A 14,773-nucleotide genomic window follows, 5' to 3' on the forward strand; every position below is an offset into this window, starting at 1 on the left:
CCGGACAACTCCTACGGGCGGGCGGCCACTTCGGCGGCGGCCCGGTGGCCCGATCGGATGGCGCCTTCCATGAGTCCGAAGAACTCGGTGCTGGTCTCGGTGCCGGCCCAGTGGACGCGGCCGTGCGGGCGGGTCAGATGGGGCCCGAGCGCGAGCCAGTCGCCGGGGCCGAACAGGGCGGCGTAACAGCCGCGGCTGTAGGGGTCGTTGACCCAGTCGGTCACGTGGAAGCCGATCGGCTCGGGCAGTCCGGGGAACAGGCCGGCCTGGGCGACAGCGGCGGCTCGCTGTTCGGCGGGGGGCAGCGCGGCGAAGCGGCGGGCCTCCTCGCCGGTGACGAAGCCGGTCAGGATCCCCGCACCGCCATCGGCGGGCGAGTCGTCGACCGTGGACATCAGCGGGCCGTCGGCACTCACCGACCAGCCGGACAGGCCCTGTTGACGCCAGAGCGGGGACGGGTGGATCAGGTGGACCTTGACCGCGCAACCCGGCGCGGTCCGTTCCCCCGAGCGCGGGGCGGGGAGTCCGGGCGAGAAGTCGATCCGGTCGGCGAGGACCGGGGGCAGCGCGACGATCACCACGTCGGCACGGGTGGTGCCGCTCGCGGAGCGCACGGTCACGCCGGCGTCGTCCTGTTCCATCGCGGTGACCGGCTCGGACAGGCGCACCCGGTCGCCGAGCCCGGCGGCAAGAGCCTCGCTCAACCGGTGGGCGCCGCCGTCGATCCGCCACTCCTGAGCGCCCCCGGCGAAGGCGTTGAGGTAGCGCAGCCCGCCTCCGGAGCGCAGGTAGAAGGCCATGTGCAGGACGGACACGTCGGCGGGAGCGGCGGCCATCATCTCACCGAGGAAGAGCGGGAAGAACAGCCGGCTGTCCGGGTGGCGGAGGTTGGTGTCCGCCCACTCGGCGGCCGTCATGGCGTCGAGGCGCACGGCATCCGGGGTGTGCCAGGGCGCATCGGTGCGTACGGACCGTGTGACCTCGTCCAGCAGGTCGAACAGCTCGCCCAGTGCCACGCCGCTCAGTGGCGGGAAGCGCCCTGGGACGCTGTTTGCCTGAGCGGCGCCGGAGACGTCGAAGCGGCTGTCGCCCTCCATGACGGTGGGCACGGTCTTGAGGCCCGAGCGGGCCATCAGCGCGAGCAGTTCGGTGTGCCGCTCGCCCAGGTAGGCGGCGCCGGCATCGGCCCAGCCGCCGGGAGCGATCTCGATGCCGTGCGTCCTGCCGCCGACCCGGTCGCGGGCTTCCAGGACCTGGACGTCGACGCCTCGGCCGGCGAGATCGGTGGCGGCTGTGAGGCCGGCGAGACCTGCGCCCACGACGACGACACTCATCGGGACACGCTCGCGACACGGTCGGCGAGCGCTGCCGGTGTAGGCGCCCCGACGAGGTCGTCGAAGGTCAGCTCCACTCCCTGTACGCGCGCGACGGCACTCAGTACGCGGGTGCCCATGAGCGAGTCACCGCCGGATTCGAAGAAGTCGGTGTCCGCCGAGACGCTGTCGGTCTCCAGAACCCTCCGGAAGATGTCGACCATGTCGTCGGGACTCATCGGTTGTCCTGTTCTGTGAGGCCGCCTCGGTGGTCCGCGGGAGCGGACGGCGCGGCGGCGGGTGAGTGACGCCTGTGGGTGCCGAGCCGGTCGATCTTTCCGCCGGCGGTGTGGACGAGTTCGGGGACGACGGTCACCCGGTGCGGGACGAGATGGCCGGGCACGCTCGCGCGCAGGTCGCGCAGGACCTCTCGGGCGAGAGCGACGGCGTCGGCGTCGGCACGCTGGGGCACCAGGTACGCGGTCACGGTCGTGCGGTCCGCGACCCGGGTGCCTACGACAGCGGCGACGCCGACCCCCGGATGGGCGGTGAGGTGGGCCTCGATCTCGCCGGGGTCGACACGGATACCCCGTACCTTGATCTCGGCGTCGAGGCGGCCCTCGTGGACCAGATGACCGTCCGGCCGACGGGAGACCCGGTCGCCGGTGCGGAACCAGCGGACGGGTCCGTCAGGGCCCTGACGGGTCACAAAGCGTTCTGCGGTGACCTCCGGCAGATCCCGGTAGCCCAACGCCAACGCCGGCCCTGAGACCAGGAGCTCGCCGTCCGGGCCGATGTCGTCCGTGACGTGCACCAGCGGCCTGCCGATGGGGACGCCGCCCTCGCCCCACCAGGCGCCGGGGCCGGGTTCCTCGGGGCCGTGCAGGTCCACCGCGTGCGTGATCAGGGTGGTCTCGGTGCAGCCGTAGGTGTTGATCAGCCGGATGTGGCCGGTGGCGCGGGCTCGCCACTCGATGAGCCGGGCCGGGCTGACGGCCTCGCCGCCGATGACCACCGTCCGTACGCAGTCGGGCAGTTGCTCGTCGCTCTCCGCGAGATGGCGGACGAGTTCGTGCCAGAAGGCCGTCGGCAGGTCGAGCAGCGTGACACGGGCCGCGGCGACGGCCCTGAGCAGTCTGGGTATCGAGCCGGTGTACGCCTCGTCGTGGAAGACGAGCGTCGCCCCCGTCGTGAGCGCGGGGAGTATCTCCTCCAGGCAGGTGTCCCAGTTGAGCGAGGCGAACTGCAGGACCCGGTCCGCGGGGGTGAGTGCGAAGAGGTCGCGGAGCGCGGCGACCGAGGCGGCGATGGCGTGCCGCGAGGTGAGGACGGGCTTGGGTCGCCCCGTGGATCCGGAGGTGAACAGCGTGTACGCGGGCACCTCCGCGTCCGCCGTCCCCGAGGGCGGTGACAGGGCCGGTGATTCGGGGTGTTCCCCGTCCGGCGCAGGGAGGCCGGGCGTTTCGAGCACCTTGGTGCAGCCAGCGGCCTCCAGGAGCGCCCGCTGTCGCGCGGCGGGGAAGGCCGGGTCGACCGGGACGTAGGTGCCGCCCGCTGCCAGGACACCGAGGAGGGCCACGACGGTGGCTGCGGAGCGGTCCGTCAGGACCCCCACCGCTCCGGGTTCGGGTCCCAGCTCCTGGGCCGTCACACGGACCCGGTCTGCTAACTCCGCATACGTCAATTCGCGTCCGCCGTATTCAACGGCACACCTACTGGGAAAGATACGGGCCACTTCCAGAAAGGCGGACACTATATCCACCATCAAAGTTTTCCTTCATTTTCCAGCATGGCCATTACGCTACCACTCGAAGGTCTCGACGAGTCAAGAGCAATTCATCAAGTGACCCACGTCACATGAAATTCGAGAGGGTGACGCAGGGTTGCCCGCCACACGCACATGCGGTAGAAATTTATACGTCCACAGAGGAGGTTGACCACGCATGATAAAACCGTTCCAATTGCGGATCACCGTACGGGGCTACGAACTCGACACGCAGGGACACCTGAATCAGGCCGTCTATTTACAGTACTGCGAGCATCTGCGCTGGGAGAGCCTGCGCGCGGCCGGCATCTCGCAGGACAAGCTGATCGCCACGCGGATCGGCCCCGCTGTCCTGGAGAACACGATGCGCTTCCGCCACGAACTGCGCGGTGGAGACGAAGTCGACGTGACCTGCAAGTGGCTCTGGGGCGAAGGAAAGACTTTCCGCGTCGAACAGGAAATCCGACGCACTGACGGCGTCCTCGCCTGCGAACTGTCGAGCATCGCCGGACTCATCGACCTGACCCAGCGCAAATTGATATCCAATCCGGCCGAGCATTTCGCCAAGCTGGCCGACCACCCAGAAATAATGGGCCTCTGAACTTCGCTCGAGACGAGCATCCGAGAGCACCCGATGAGATTCGCCCCCGTACCTGGCGGCAGAATCCTCCGAGGGTGCTTTCGAATTCCTCACCCCCTCTGCCGCTCTCTTGTCACTCCGGCTGCGGTGACCCCCGCGCCGACGGGAGCCGCGAGAGGGTGAGCAACGCCCGCCCGACGTCGACCCCCTGGCGGCCGAGCTCGTCGGCATACCGTCCCAGTACGCTGTTTTCCCAGGCGAGCTCCGCGGCCGGCAGACCCGACAGCCGCCGCAGAAAAGTCCCGTCGACACCGTGCTCGGCTCCGTAGCGGGCAGCGCGCTCCTGCACGATGCCGATCCTGTGCGGCTGCATCATCGGGACGCCGTGCTCCCGTTTGTGCTCGGCGATACGTACGCAGACGTCGATCCGGGTCTTCAGGGTGTCGAGCAACGTGGCGTCGATGAGGTCGAGTTCGGCGCGCAGACCCGCCAGCCAGACTTCAGGGCTCGAGGTCGTCGTCATGCCTGTGCCTTTCTGGATGTCGTGGTGCAACGGGCTGGTTCCTTTGGGTGTGGCAACCCTCCGGTTGTCGGGTACGTTCGGCCCGGTACGGCCGCAGGTCTGTGCAGGGACTCATTGCTGCAGGCCGCTCGGTGCCTTTGCCCAGCGTCCTGCCGACGGGGCGCTTTGAGCCAAACACACGACGAGGAGGCCCTCCAAAGCTTTTAGCTGGGGCTAAAACGGTTCCGAACAAGTGGTGCCGGCGGTCGGCCGGGGCAGCCGACGGTGGTCAGACGACGCGGCCGACGGAGTACTCGGCACCACGGACGAGCGCCTCGCCCGTCTCCGTGAGCGAGTGGAATACCCGCCGCCCCGACCGGTGACTGGTGACCAGATCACAGCCGCGCAGTACCGAGACATGCTGGCTGATGGCGCCCGGGGTGACGTCGACCTTGGCGGCCAGCTCGCCCGTGGAGGCGGGCGTGACGAGGGCCTCGAGCACCGCGGCCCGGACACCGCCGAGGAGCGCCCTGAGCGGACTGGGGCGGTCCTCGCCGTGGTGCCGCCAGATGTCCGCGACTGCGGGCCGCGGATACACGACCATCGACTGGAGCGGCGGCAGCATGGTCAGCACATCCGGACCGCAGAAGACACTCGGCACAAGGACGATGCCCTGGCCACCGAGTGTCTCCTCGTAGGTGTAGCTGCTGCGTACGGTGAGGCGGTCGTCGTGCCACCCGATGCGCTCGTTGAGGGTGGAGAAGACGGAGGCCGCCCCCGAGCTCTCCATCACCCGCATCCGGGAACGTATATCGGACACGAGCCCGCCGTGCAGCTTGTGCCAGGACGGTTCGAGGGCCAGCCTCCAGTAGGCGCGCAGCAGTTGCGTGATCTGCCGGACAGCCTTCTCGGGCTCGTCCAGCATCTGCTGATGCAGCGGCGCCATCTCCCGGCGCCAGGCGAGCGGAGTCCCGGTGTCCCCCACCGTCCAGGCCAACTCGTCGACGAACTGGGAGGGGTGGGTGGCGCGCACCACTTCCAGTTCGTTCTCGAAGCTAGAGGGCGTACTCGTGGGCGGCGGCGTGAGGAAGTCCGGCACGTATCCGGCCGGTGGGATCACGGCCCGCAGCGGCCGGAGGTCGAGGCCTTTCAGCCTGTGCAGGACGTCATCGACCCATGGCTGGTGCTGCCTTCGGCGCTCGGGGGACGCCAGCATGCGGAAGCTGTAAACGGTTTCCCCGAGCGGAGACACCGAGAATCGAACCTTCGCGACATCATCGGCGGTCGCACTGTAGCTGATCAACGTTACCCCGTTCCCCCGCTGCATTTGCTCGTCCCACGGTAGGCCGGAGAAGGCGCCCTTGCGTGATGCAATCCGGACACGCGGATCTGGACGCCCGAACCAAAGCAGCCACAACGGAACAAGGCCCGCCCTTGATGCAAGATGCCGCGCACCCCGCCGATCTCGACGAGGCCCGACTCGACTTCGCCCCGGGACGAATCAGAACAAGTGAGGCGGCATTCCAGTCAGGTGAGGGCCGGTGGCACACCTAAAGAATTCGGCCATGAATATGTCTGGAAACCGCACTCCTGTCAGCCCCACGGCGCCGGGGGGCAGCGGGACCGTTCGGGCCGCGGTGCTCGAGGCCCTCGTCACGCCCGCCTCCACGGGCGAGCTGGCCGCCAAGGTCGACGTCACCCCGGGCGCCATCAGCCAGCATGTCTCGGTACTGCGCGGCTGTGATCTGGTCACCAGTCACCGGTCGGGGCGGCGGGTATTCCACTCGCTCACGGAGACGGGCGAGGCGCTCGTCCGTGGTGCCGAGTACTCCGTCGGCCGCGTCGTCTGACCACCGTCGGCTGCCCCGGCCGACCGCCGGCACCACTTGTTCGGAACCGTTTTAGCCCCAGCTAAAAGCTTTGGAGGGCCTCCTCGTCGTGTGTTTGGCTCAAAGCGCCCCGTCGGCAGGACGCTGGGCAAAGGCACCGAGCGGCCTGCAGCAATGAGTCCCTGCACAGACCTGCGGCCGTACCGGGCCGAACGTACCCGACAACCGGAGGGTTGCCACACCCAAAGGAACCAGCCCGTTGCACCACGACATCCAGAAAGGCACAGGCATGACGACGACCTCGAGCCCTGAAGTCTGGCTGGCGGGTCTGCGCGCCGAACTCGACCTCATCGACGCCACGTTGCTCGACACCCTGAAGACCCGGATCGACGTCTGCGTACGTATCGCCGAGCACAAACGGGAGCACGGCGTCCCGATGATGCAGCCGCACAGGATCGGCATCGTGCAGGAGCGCGCTGCCCGCTACGGAGCCGAGCACGGTGTCGACGGGACTTTTCTGCGGCGGCTGTACGACCTGATCATCGAGGAGACCTGCCGCGTGGAGGACCTCGTGATCGACGCGCCGGACGCCGACGACCGGCAGCCGGTCACGGACAACGCGTCATGAACCGTCCCCTCAGCACACTCCTCGTCGCCAACCACGATTCGTTCACCTACAACCTCTACCAACTCCTCGGCGAACAGCAGGCTGATGAATGCGCTCGGCCCGTCCGGGTCAACGCGTTCGAGACTGCGAACCTGAAGAGGGTGACATGAAGCGCGTTCCAAGGATTTCGCTTTCTCCGACGGGAAGCTGCCGGCGTACGTTGGGTTGGCCGAATTGAGGGCCCTCATCGACCATTACGATCTGATTCTGCTGGACGTCGACGGCGTCCTCGTACTCGGCCAACAGCCCATCCCGGGCGCGGCGGAGACAGTCGCAGCCATCCGTGCCAAGGGCGTGCCGGTGCGCTTCATCACCAACAGCCCTCGCCGCCGCCCCGGCGAGGCGGCGGAGATGTTACGCAAGGCCGGCATCGGCGCCACTGCCGACGAAGTGTTGACGCCTACCAGTATCGCCGCCGCTGCCCTGGCTCAGCGCCTTCCATCCGGCGCGGCAGTCCTTGTCGTCGGCCCCAACGCGTTGCGTGACGAGGTGGCGGCCGTCGGGCTCAAGCCCGTCAGCTCCGCCGACGACAGGCCACAAGCCGTGGTGCAGGGCTTCGACCCCACCACCAGCTGGCCCATCCTCGCGGAAGCCGCCCTCACCCTGCATCGTCCAGAAACACTGTGGTTGGCGACGAACTTGGACGAGACCTGGCCCTCCGAGCGCGGTCCGGTCCCCGGCAACGGGGCCCTCATTGCAGCTCTCACCGCCGCCACGGGCCGCGAGCCGGACCTCTCCGTTGGCAAACCCGAGCCCACCCTGTTCCAGCAGCAGGCCAAGGCCCTCGACGCCCGACGCCCGCTGGTGGCAGGTGACCGGCTCGACACCGACATCGAAGGCGGGCGCCGGGCCGGGTTCGACACACTGCTGGTTCTGACCGGCGTGACGACCCCCGACATGCTGGCCGACTCCGACGTCCGCCCCACCTACATCGGTGAGAGCATCACCCACCTTCTCGCTGATCCCGCGGCTTCCACCGACGCAGTGAGGAGGTGAGGCATGCATCCCCGTGCGGAGAACGATGAGTACTCCACGGCATCGTCGGGACTCCCGAGCCCTACGCGTACGAGCACCGTGCTGGTCATCGGCATGGGCGACATGGGAGAGCGGCTCGCCTACCGCTTGGCGGGGGCGGGCGCGTGCGGCGCCTGGTGCTGGCCGGACGGTCCACCGAGACCGTCGAGGCTATCGCCGGCACCGCCGCAACCATCTCTGACGGCGTGGTCGAACCGGTCACGGTGAACGCGACCCGGCAGGACGAAGTCGCCGACCTGCTCACCCGTACGCGTCCCGACTTGGTGGTGCAATGCGCGGCTGTGCGGGGGCCCTGGTCGCTGGCGGGGCGCAAGGACGCGGCGGCTTCGGCCCTGCTCCGCGCCGGTCTGGCACTGCAACTTCCGTACCAGCTGCCGGTGTTGCTGGCCGTCATGCGAGCAACCCGGGACGCCGGTTACACCGGGCCGGTCGCGAATCTCTCGTTTCCTGACGTGACCGGACCGATCCTCGCCCAGCTCGGACTGGCCCCCACCCTCGGACTCGGCAACGCCGCGATGATCGAGCTGCGCTGTCGCGCCGCGCTGCGCGCCGCCCGGCCGGATGCCGGGGTGCCGCGCATCCGCATCATCGGTCACCACTCTCAGCTGCTCGGCACCATGCTGTCCCGTGAACCGGCCGATCCCGCCGACCGTTGCAGGGTCTTCCTGGGCGAGGACGGACGACGCGCCGACAAGCTCGCCTACCAGGCGCCATCGATCATGCGGACCCAGCGCTACAACGAGGTCACGGCAGCAGCGACGATCCCCACGCTGCACGCTCTCCTGCCCGGCGCGGCCCCCCTGCGCTGTTCGGCTACCGCACCCGGCGGACTTCCGGGCGGCTATCCGGTACGGATCGACGGTGGCGCCGTCACCCTTGACCTGCCGCCCGGGGTCGATCGAGCGGAGTCGATCGCGTTCAACGAAAAGCAGGCGCGCGGCGACGGCGTGGAGCACATCGACCACGAAGGCACCGCTTATTTCACCTCGGAGGCTCGCAACGCGGTCGCCGATTTCGCCCCCGGCCTTGCCGATCCGCTTCCGGTCGCCGATCTGGAGCAACGGGCCAGGCACCTCGACGCATTACTCGCGTGAAAGGAATCTCCATGGCAGATGAGAACGCCGACCTGACCATTCCCTACCGCGTGGTCGTCAATGACGAGGAGCAATACAGCATATGGCCCGCGGACAGGGAGGTCCCCGCGGGCTGGCGAGTAGTACGGGAAGCCGCCCCCAAAGCCGACTGCCTCGCGTACATAGAAGAAGTCTGGACTGATATGCGCCCGGCGAGCCTGCGCCGCAGAGCGGCCCTGTCGGAGCCCGCAGCTGGCGCACGCTGATCGATATTCGGCGGGCAGGGATCTGCCGCCTTGATGTCCACTCTGCCAGACCGTCAAAAATCCGCCGTTCAGACGTCTAGTACCGTTATCCGGCAGGAGCAGACTTGAGCAGCATTGAGGATTCCACCCACCACGAGTTATTCCAGACTCCAGTGGATCAGACTTCTCTCCACGAACTGTTCGAAGCCCAGGTGGACCGCACCCCTGAAGGCACCGCCCTGGTCTTCGAGGACCAGGAGTGGACCTACCGACAGCTCGACGAGCGAGCCAACCAGATCGCCTGGGGCCTGCTCGCACAGGGGGTCGGACCGGGGCACATCGTCGCCCTGCACACCCGCCGCTCCTTCTCGACGATCGCCGGACTGCTCGGTGTTCTGAAGGCCGGTGCCTGCTACCTGCCCGTCGACCCGGCACTTCCCGCCGCCCGCATCGCCTACATGCTCGAGGACTCCGGCGCCACGCTCCTGCTCGCCGACCGTGCCACCGCCCGGACGGGCAGCCACCTGGACACCCTCGTCCTGGACGACGCGGCGACCTGGACGCGGCACTCCCGCAGCCGCCCGAAGGTCACGGTTCGCCCCAGCGATCTCGCCTACCTCATCTACACCTCGGGCTCCACGGGCCGGCCCAAGGCCGTCATGGTCCCGCACAGCGCCATCGTCAACCACACCGTCTGGGTCGTCTCGGACGTCTGGCGCGGCAAGCCACTGCGATTCCTGCACCGCATGTCACTCAGCTTCGACGCCTCGAACCTGGAGATCTACGGTCCGCTGACCTCCGGCGGCACGGTCGTGCTCACCCCGAGCCAGACCGGGATCGACATGGACGAACTGCGGGAGCTGGTCACCGGCGGGCGGATCGACGTACTCGGGGTGACGCCGCCCGTGCTGCGCGAAGCCCTCGCCGTGCGTGCCCTGGCCGGGACGGGCTTGCGCTGGCTGATGTGCGGCGGAGAGTCGCTGGAGCCCGACCTGGTCGCCGAGTGCGCGGCGCAGGTCCCCGGCATCGAGGTGGTCAACTTCTACGGGCCGACCGAGACCTGCGTCAACTCGACCTACCTGCCCGCCCGCCTGCACCAGGGTCCGGGGCCGTTGCCCATCGGTTCGCCGATCCGCGACACCAGCGTGTACGTCGTGGACGAGACATTGAGCCCGGTCCCGGACGGCGAGGCCGGAGAGCTGCTGATCGGCGGCGCCGGGGTCACGCGCGGCTACCACGACCGCCCGGGCCTGACCGCGGAACGCTTCATCCCGGACCCCTTCGGCCCCCCGGGCGCCCGCCTCTACCGCACGGGCGACCTCGTCCGCTGGGGAACGACGGGGCAACTGGAGTTCCTCGGCCGGATCGACCAGCAGGTCAAGCTGCGCGGCTTCCGCATCGAACTGGGCGAGATCGAAGCGATCCTGGCGGGGCTCGAAGGGGTCAAGGACGCCGTGGTGACCGCGATCCACCACCCGGCCCACGGGACCCGGCTGGCCGGCTACGTCACCGGAAGCGCGGACACCAGGGTGCTGCGCGCCGAGCTGAGTGCCCGGCTGCCGGACTACATGGTGCCGTCCACGCTCACCCGCCTGGACGCGCTCCCCCTGACGTCCGGCGGCAAGCTCGACCGTGCCGCCCTTCCCGAGCAGGACCCCGTCGGCTCCGGTGAGGATTACGTCAGCCCGCGGGACCCTACGGAACAGCTCCTCACGGACCTCGTCGCCGAAGTCCTGGGTATCGACCCGGCCCGCGTCGGCGCCCACGACGACTTCTTCGAGCTGGGCGGGCACTCGCTCCTGGTCACCCGGCTGATCGCGCGGGTCGGGGCCGTCCTCGCCGCCTCGCTGTCAGCGCGGGACGTGTTCCAGGACCGGACCGTCGCGAAGCTGGCCGGGCGACTGCGCCAGGCCCGGAGCGCAGCACCGGTCCAGCCGATCCGCCCCGCCGGACGCGGCGGCCGCGCACCCCTGTCACCGGCTCAGGAACGGCTGTGGTTCCTGGAGCAGCTGCAACCGGGAACCACCACGTACACGGCCGCCGTGGAGTACCGCCTCCTCGGCGTGCTGGACGCGGCGGCGCTGCGGGCGGCCCTGTCCGATGTGGTCGACCGCCACGATGCCCTGCGGACCGTCTTCCCCTCCGGTGGCGAGCGGCCGGAACAGGTCGTCCTGGAGCAGATCGACCTGCCGTGGGAATTCCACGACCTTCGAGGGCGGGACGCTGCCGCCGTACGGGCACGCGTGAACGACATCGTGCGCGAACCGTTCGACCTGACCGCGGGCCCACTGCTCCGAGCCCAGCTCCTGGGTATCGGCGCGGAGGAGCACCTGTTCGTGCTGACCGTCCACCACATCGTTTTCGACGGCTGGTCCTTCAACGTTCTGACCCGCGAACTCGCGCACTGCTATCGGGCCCGGGTGGACCGGACCGCCCCGGACCTGCCGCAGATGTCGCTGCAGTACATCGACTTCGCGGACTGGCAACGGGACTGGCTGTCCAGCGGACTGGCCGCCGAACAGCTCGAGTACTGGCGGGACCGCCTGGCGGACGCGCCGGCCGCGCTGAACCTGCCGGCGGACCGGCCTCGCCCGGTCGTCCAGTCGCACCGAGGTGCGTTCGAGTCGGTGCTGATCCCGCCGGAGCTGGTGGAGCGGCTCCGGGACCTCGGCAAGCGCGAAGGCGTCACCCTCTTCATGACCCTGCTGGCCGGGTTCAAGATCCTTCTTGCCCGCCACACCGCCAGCACGGACATCGTCGTGGGCACCCCCATCGCGAACCGCAACAGGATCGAGCTGGAGCAGCTGATCGGGTTCCTCGTCAACACCCTGCCGTTGCGCACCGACCTGAGCGGCGATCCCACCCTCTCCGAGCTGCTGGGCGGCATCCGGGAGACGTGCCTCGGCGCGTACGCCCATCAGGACGTGCCCTTCGAGCAGGTCGTGGAAGCCCTGCGGCCCGCGCGGGACCTGAGCAGGTCGCCGGTGGTCCAGGTCATGTTCGGATTCGACGTCACGGCAGCACGGGAGGACTCGCTGCGGGACGGCCTGAGTCTGGACTTCACCAGGCTCGAGAACGGCTTCGCCGTCTGCGACGTGATCCTCGACCTCGTGGACGGCCCCCGCGGAGTGACCGGTGGCTTCACCTACGCGACGGACCTCTTCGACGCCACGACCATCCGCCGCATGGTCGGCCACTACCTCACCATCCTCGACTCAATGACGCGACACGATCCGGCGACGCTGCGGACGTCACGGGTGGAGCTGTTGCCGGCCGCCGAGCGAGCCGAGCTCATCGCGGCCGGCACTGCACCCCAGACCACGTGGCCTGACCACGTCGGCCTGCACGAAGAGTTCGCCCTGCAGGCGGACCGGACCCCGGACGCCATCGCGGTCCGCTGCGCCGAGCAGGCGTGGACATACCGTCAACTGGACGAACGGGCCAACCGCATCGCCTGGCGACTGCGCAGCCAGGGCATCGGCTGCGAGGACGTGGTGGCGCTGTGCACCCAGCGGTCCCCGCACATGGTCGCCGGGGTGTTCGGCATTCTCAAGGCGGGCGCCGCCTACCTGCCCATCGACCCCGCGCTTCCGCCCGCTCGCATCCACTACATGCTCGACGACGCGGCCAGCACCACGGTACTGACCGACCACGGCACGCTCCCCCGCGTCGAAGACCGGGGGAGGTGCTCCTCCTCGACGACGAGGACACCTGGACCCCTTACCCGACGGACCGCCCGGCTGTCAGCGTGCACCACGACCATCTCGCCTACCTCATCTACACCTCCGGCTCCACCGGTCTGCCCAAGGCCGTGACGATGAGCCACCGGGGCATCCATTGGCTGGCCGTATCCCTGGCGGGCGAGATCATCGGCGACGGACCGCCTCCGAAGGCGGTGGCGCTCAACTCCCCGGTCTTCTTCGACGGCCACGTCATCCAGTTCTCCTGGATGGCCGGCGGATCGACGATGGTGATCGTCCCCGAGGACGTCAGGCGCGATCCTCATCAACTGGTGGATCTCCTGATCCGCCACGAGATCGATCTCATGGACTGCACGCCGTCCCAACTGGATATGGCGACGAGCTTCGGCGTGCTGGGCGACATCCCGGCCACAACGAAGATGCTCGTCATCGGAGAGGCGGTCAGCGAGAAGCTCTGGCGAACGCTGGGTGCGGGTCCCTGGCAGGCGTACAACCTGTACGGCCCGACCGAGACTCATGCCGCCACGATGACGGTCATCGAACCGGCCGAGCCGCTGAGCATCGGTGTCCCGCTCCCGGGGTACGACGCCTTCGTCGTCGACGCGTCCGGTGAGCTCGTGCCACAGGGCGTGGCCGGGGAACTGCTCGTCGGCGGCGGCCGCATGGCGCGCGGCTACCACAACCGGCCGGCCCTCACCGCCGAGCGTTTCGTGCCCGACTCGTTCACCGGTCGCGCCGGGCGCCGACTGTATCGGACCGGCGACATCGTGCGGTCGACCTCGATGGGGGACCTGGAGTTCATCGGCCGCCGCGACAACCAGGTCAAGGTCCGGGGCTACCGGATCGAACTCGGTGAGATTGAGGCGGCGATCCTGCGCGAGCCGGGCGTCACCGCCAGCGCGGTGATGCTGCGGGACGGGCCCGCCGGGGACACGCGCATCATCGCGTACTTCGTGGCCCCGTCGACGACGACGGAAGCGCACGTCCTGCGGGCGCTGGAGAGCCGGCTGCCGGAGTACATGATCCCGTCGGCCCTCCTCCGGCTCGACAGCTTCCCGATGACCAGGAACGGGAAGGTCGACCGGTCCGCGATGCCGGAGGCGACGTCCGTCGCCGCCGTCGAAGGGGAGGCCACACCTCCGGGCGACGAGACGGAGACCCTGCTGACCGGCCTGTGGTCGGAGCTGTTGGACGACCCGGGCCTGGGCGTCCACAGCCACTTCTTCAAGAGCGGCGGCCATTCGCTGCTGGCCATACAGCTGATCGCGCGGATCAACAAGGCATGCGCGGTCGACCTGCCGGTGCAGGTGCTGTTCCACAACCCGACACCCCACGACATGGCAAAGGAGCTGCGCACGTGGAGTTGAACTTCGTTCTGATGCTGACCGAACAGGACCGGACCATTCCGGACGCGGTCGATGTGTACCAAAAGCTGTCGGTCGACGAGCTCCGGCTCATCGCCTTCAAGGACGTGGGCACCGATCCTCACATGGCCAGAGACCTGACCGATGCCGCGCACGCGGACGGCCGGTCGGTCCTGCTTGAGCTGGCCGACACGAGTGACGCCGGCCAGGAGGCCGGATGCCGGCTGGCGCTGGACCTCGGCGTCGACCAGGTGATCGGAACGTGGCGGCCGGGCGCGGCAGCGGCCTTCGCGGGCAACGACTCGATCGCGTACTGGCCGTTCGTCGGAGCCCTGTCCGGAAGCCCGCTGGTGCTGGACAGCTCGCCCGACGAGCTGGCCGCCGAGGCGCAGCGGCTGAGCGCGACGGACGGCGTGGCGGGCGTGGTCCTCATGCCGTACCGGCAGACCTCCTTCGACCCGGTGCTGCTGATGGAGCGCACCGCGTCCGCGGCGACCGTGCCCTTGTTGATCGCGGGGGGCGTGCGCGACGCGGCGCAGATCACCGACATCGCAGCCGCGGGCGCCTGGGGCTTCACCATGGGCGGCGCCGCGCTCGCGGACCGGCACGACGATCCGGCCTCGGTGACCCAGCGCGTCTCCGAGATCATGCGGCTTTCCCGGCAAGCCGACGCGTCCTGAATTTCCTCCGAAGGAGCGA

General features: G+C 69.0%; 15 protein-coding genes. 10 read left to right on the top strand and 5 right to left on the bottom strand.

Features of this window, described 5'->3' with window-relative positions; translation table 11 throughout:
* Nucleotides 1–11 precede the first annotated feature (11 nt).
* The 3 genes from V8690_RS12035 to V8690_RS12045 are packed head-to-tail and all read right to left on the bottom strand — an operon-like array spanning nucleotide 12 to nucleotide 3,078.
* The gene (locus V8690_RS12035) at nucleotides 12–1,334 is read right to left on the bottom strand and encodes a flavin monoamine oxidase family protein (protein ID WP_338778179.1); all 1,323 of its coding nucleotides are present in this window, start codon (nucleotides 1,332–1,334) and stop codon (nucleotides 12–14) included.
* Nucleotides 1,331–1,552, bottom strand: a complete 222-nt coding sequence (locus V8690_RS12040; protein WP_338778181.1) for a phosphopantetheine-binding protein — start codon at nucleotides 1,550–1,552, stop codon at nucleotides 1,331–1,333. The genes V8690_RS12035 and V8690_RS12040 overlap by 4 nt, the downstream gene beginning before the upstream one ends.
* Entirely contained in the window at nucleotides 1,549–3,078 is a 1,530-nt protein-coding gene (locus V8690_RS12045; protein WP_338778183.1) for an amino acid adenylation domain-containing protein, read from the bottom strand. The genes V8690_RS12040 and V8690_RS12045 overlap by 4 nt, the downstream gene beginning before the upstream one ends.
* Before the next feature lie 178 nt (nucleotides 3,079–3,256).
* On the opposite strand from V8690_RS12045, the gene V8690_RS12050 reads away from it, so the two are divergent.
* Nucleotides 3,257–3,679, top strand: coding sequence for an acyl-CoA thioesterase (locus tag V8690_RS12050; protein WP_338778184.1), 423 nt, complete (start codon nucleotides 3,257–3,259; stop codon nucleotides 3,677–3,679).
* 112 nt (nucleotides 3,680–3,791) lie between these two features.
* Here the strand turns inward: V8690_RS12050 and V8690_RS12055 are convergent, their stop codons facing one another.
* Together V8690_RS12055 and V8690_RS12060 are read right to left on the bottom strand one after the other, a co-directional pair.
* Entirely contained in the window at nucleotides 3,792–4,211 is a 420-nt protein-coding gene (locus tag V8690_RS12055; RefSeq protein ID WP_338778185.1) for a chorismate mutase family protein, read from the bottom strand.
* A gap of 238 nt (nucleotides 4,212–4,449) precedes the next feature.
* Nucleotides 4,450–5,376 (bottom strand): metalloregulator ArsR/SmtB family transcription factor, encoded by a 927-nt coding sequence (locus V8690_RS12060; protein WP_338778186.1) that lies wholly within the window; start codon nucleotides 5,374–5,376, stop codon nucleotides 4,450–4,452.
* A gap of 421 nt (nucleotides 5,377–5,797) precedes the next feature.
* Here V8690_RS12060 and V8690_RS12065 point away from each other — a divergent pair, with 421 nt between their 5' ends.
* The 9 genes from V8690_RS12065 to V8690_RS12105 all read left to right on the top strand — a co-directional run bounded on the left by V8690_RS12065 (nucleotide 5,798) and on the right by V8690_RS12105 (nucleotide 14,754).
* Nucleotides 5,798–6,010: an ArsR family transcriptional regulator gene (locus V8690_RS12065; protein WP_338778188.1), complete on the top strand. Its 213-nt coding sequence runs from the start codon at nucleotides 5,798–5,800 to the stop codon at nucleotides 6,008–6,010.
* A 268-nt stretch (nucleotides 6,011–6,278) separates the two neighbouring features.
* A complete protein-coding gene (locus V8690_RS12070; RefSeq protein WP_338778190.1) occupies nucleotides 6,279–6,617 on the top strand; it encodes a chorismate mutase family protein in 339 nt (112 codons plus the stop codon).
* Nucleotides 6,614–6,766, top strand: a complete 153-nt coding sequence (locus V8690_RS12075; RefSeq protein WP_338778193.1) for a hypothetical protein — start codon at nucleotides 6,614–6,616, stop codon at nucleotides 6,764–6,766. The genes V8690_RS12070 and V8690_RS12075 overlap by 4 nt, the downstream gene beginning before the upstream one ends.
* A gap of 64 nt (nucleotides 6,767–6,830) precedes the next feature.
* Nucleotides 6,831–7,652 (top strand): HAD-IIA family hydrolase, encoded by an 822-nt coding sequence (locus V8690_RS12080; protein WP_338778195.1) that lies wholly within the window; start codon nucleotides 6,831–6,833, stop codon nucleotides 7,650–7,652.
* Between the two features lie 143 nt (nucleotides 7,653–7,795).
* Nucleotides 7,796–8,785 (top strand): hypothetical protein, encoded by a 990-nt coding sequence (locus tag V8690_RS12085; protein ID WP_338778196.1) that lies wholly within the window; start codon nucleotides 7,796–7,798, stop codon nucleotides 8,783–8,785.
* 11 nt (nucleotides 8,786–8,796) lie between these two features.
* Nucleotides 8,797–9,030: an MbtH family NRPS accessory protein gene (locus V8690_RS12090; RefSeq protein ID WP_338778197.1), complete on the top strand. Its 234-nt coding sequence runs from the start codon at nucleotides 8,797–8,799 to the stop codon at nucleotides 9,028–9,030.
* 152 nt (nucleotides 9,031–9,182) lie between these two features.
* A complete protein-coding gene (locus tag V8690_RS12095) occupies nucleotides 9,183–12,824 on the top strand; it encodes an amino acid adenylation domain-containing protein (RefSeq protein WP_338778199.1) in 3,642 nt (1,213 codons plus the stop codon).
* Nucleotides 12,758–14,077: a non-ribosomal peptide synthetase gene (locus V8690_RS12100; RefSeq protein WP_338778201.1), complete on the top strand. Its 1,320-nt coding sequence runs from the start codon at nucleotides 12,758–12,760 to the stop codon at nucleotides 14,075–14,077. Before V8690_RS12095 ends, V8690_RS12100 begins: the two co-directional genes overlap by 67 nt.
* Entirely contained in the window at nucleotides 14,068–14,754 is a 687-nt protein-coding gene (locus V8690_RS12105) for a hypothetical protein (protein ID WP_338778203.1), read from the top strand. Before V8690_RS12100 ends, V8690_RS12105 begins: the two co-directional genes overlap by 10 nt.
* The last annotated feature ends 19 nt before the right edge of the window (nucleotides 14,755–14,773 follow it).

This window comes from Streptomyces sp. DG1A-41 (assembly GCF_037055355.1).
Taxonomy (GTDB): domain Bacteria; phylum Actinomycetota; class Actinomycetes; order Streptomycetales; family Streptomycetaceae; genus Streptomyces.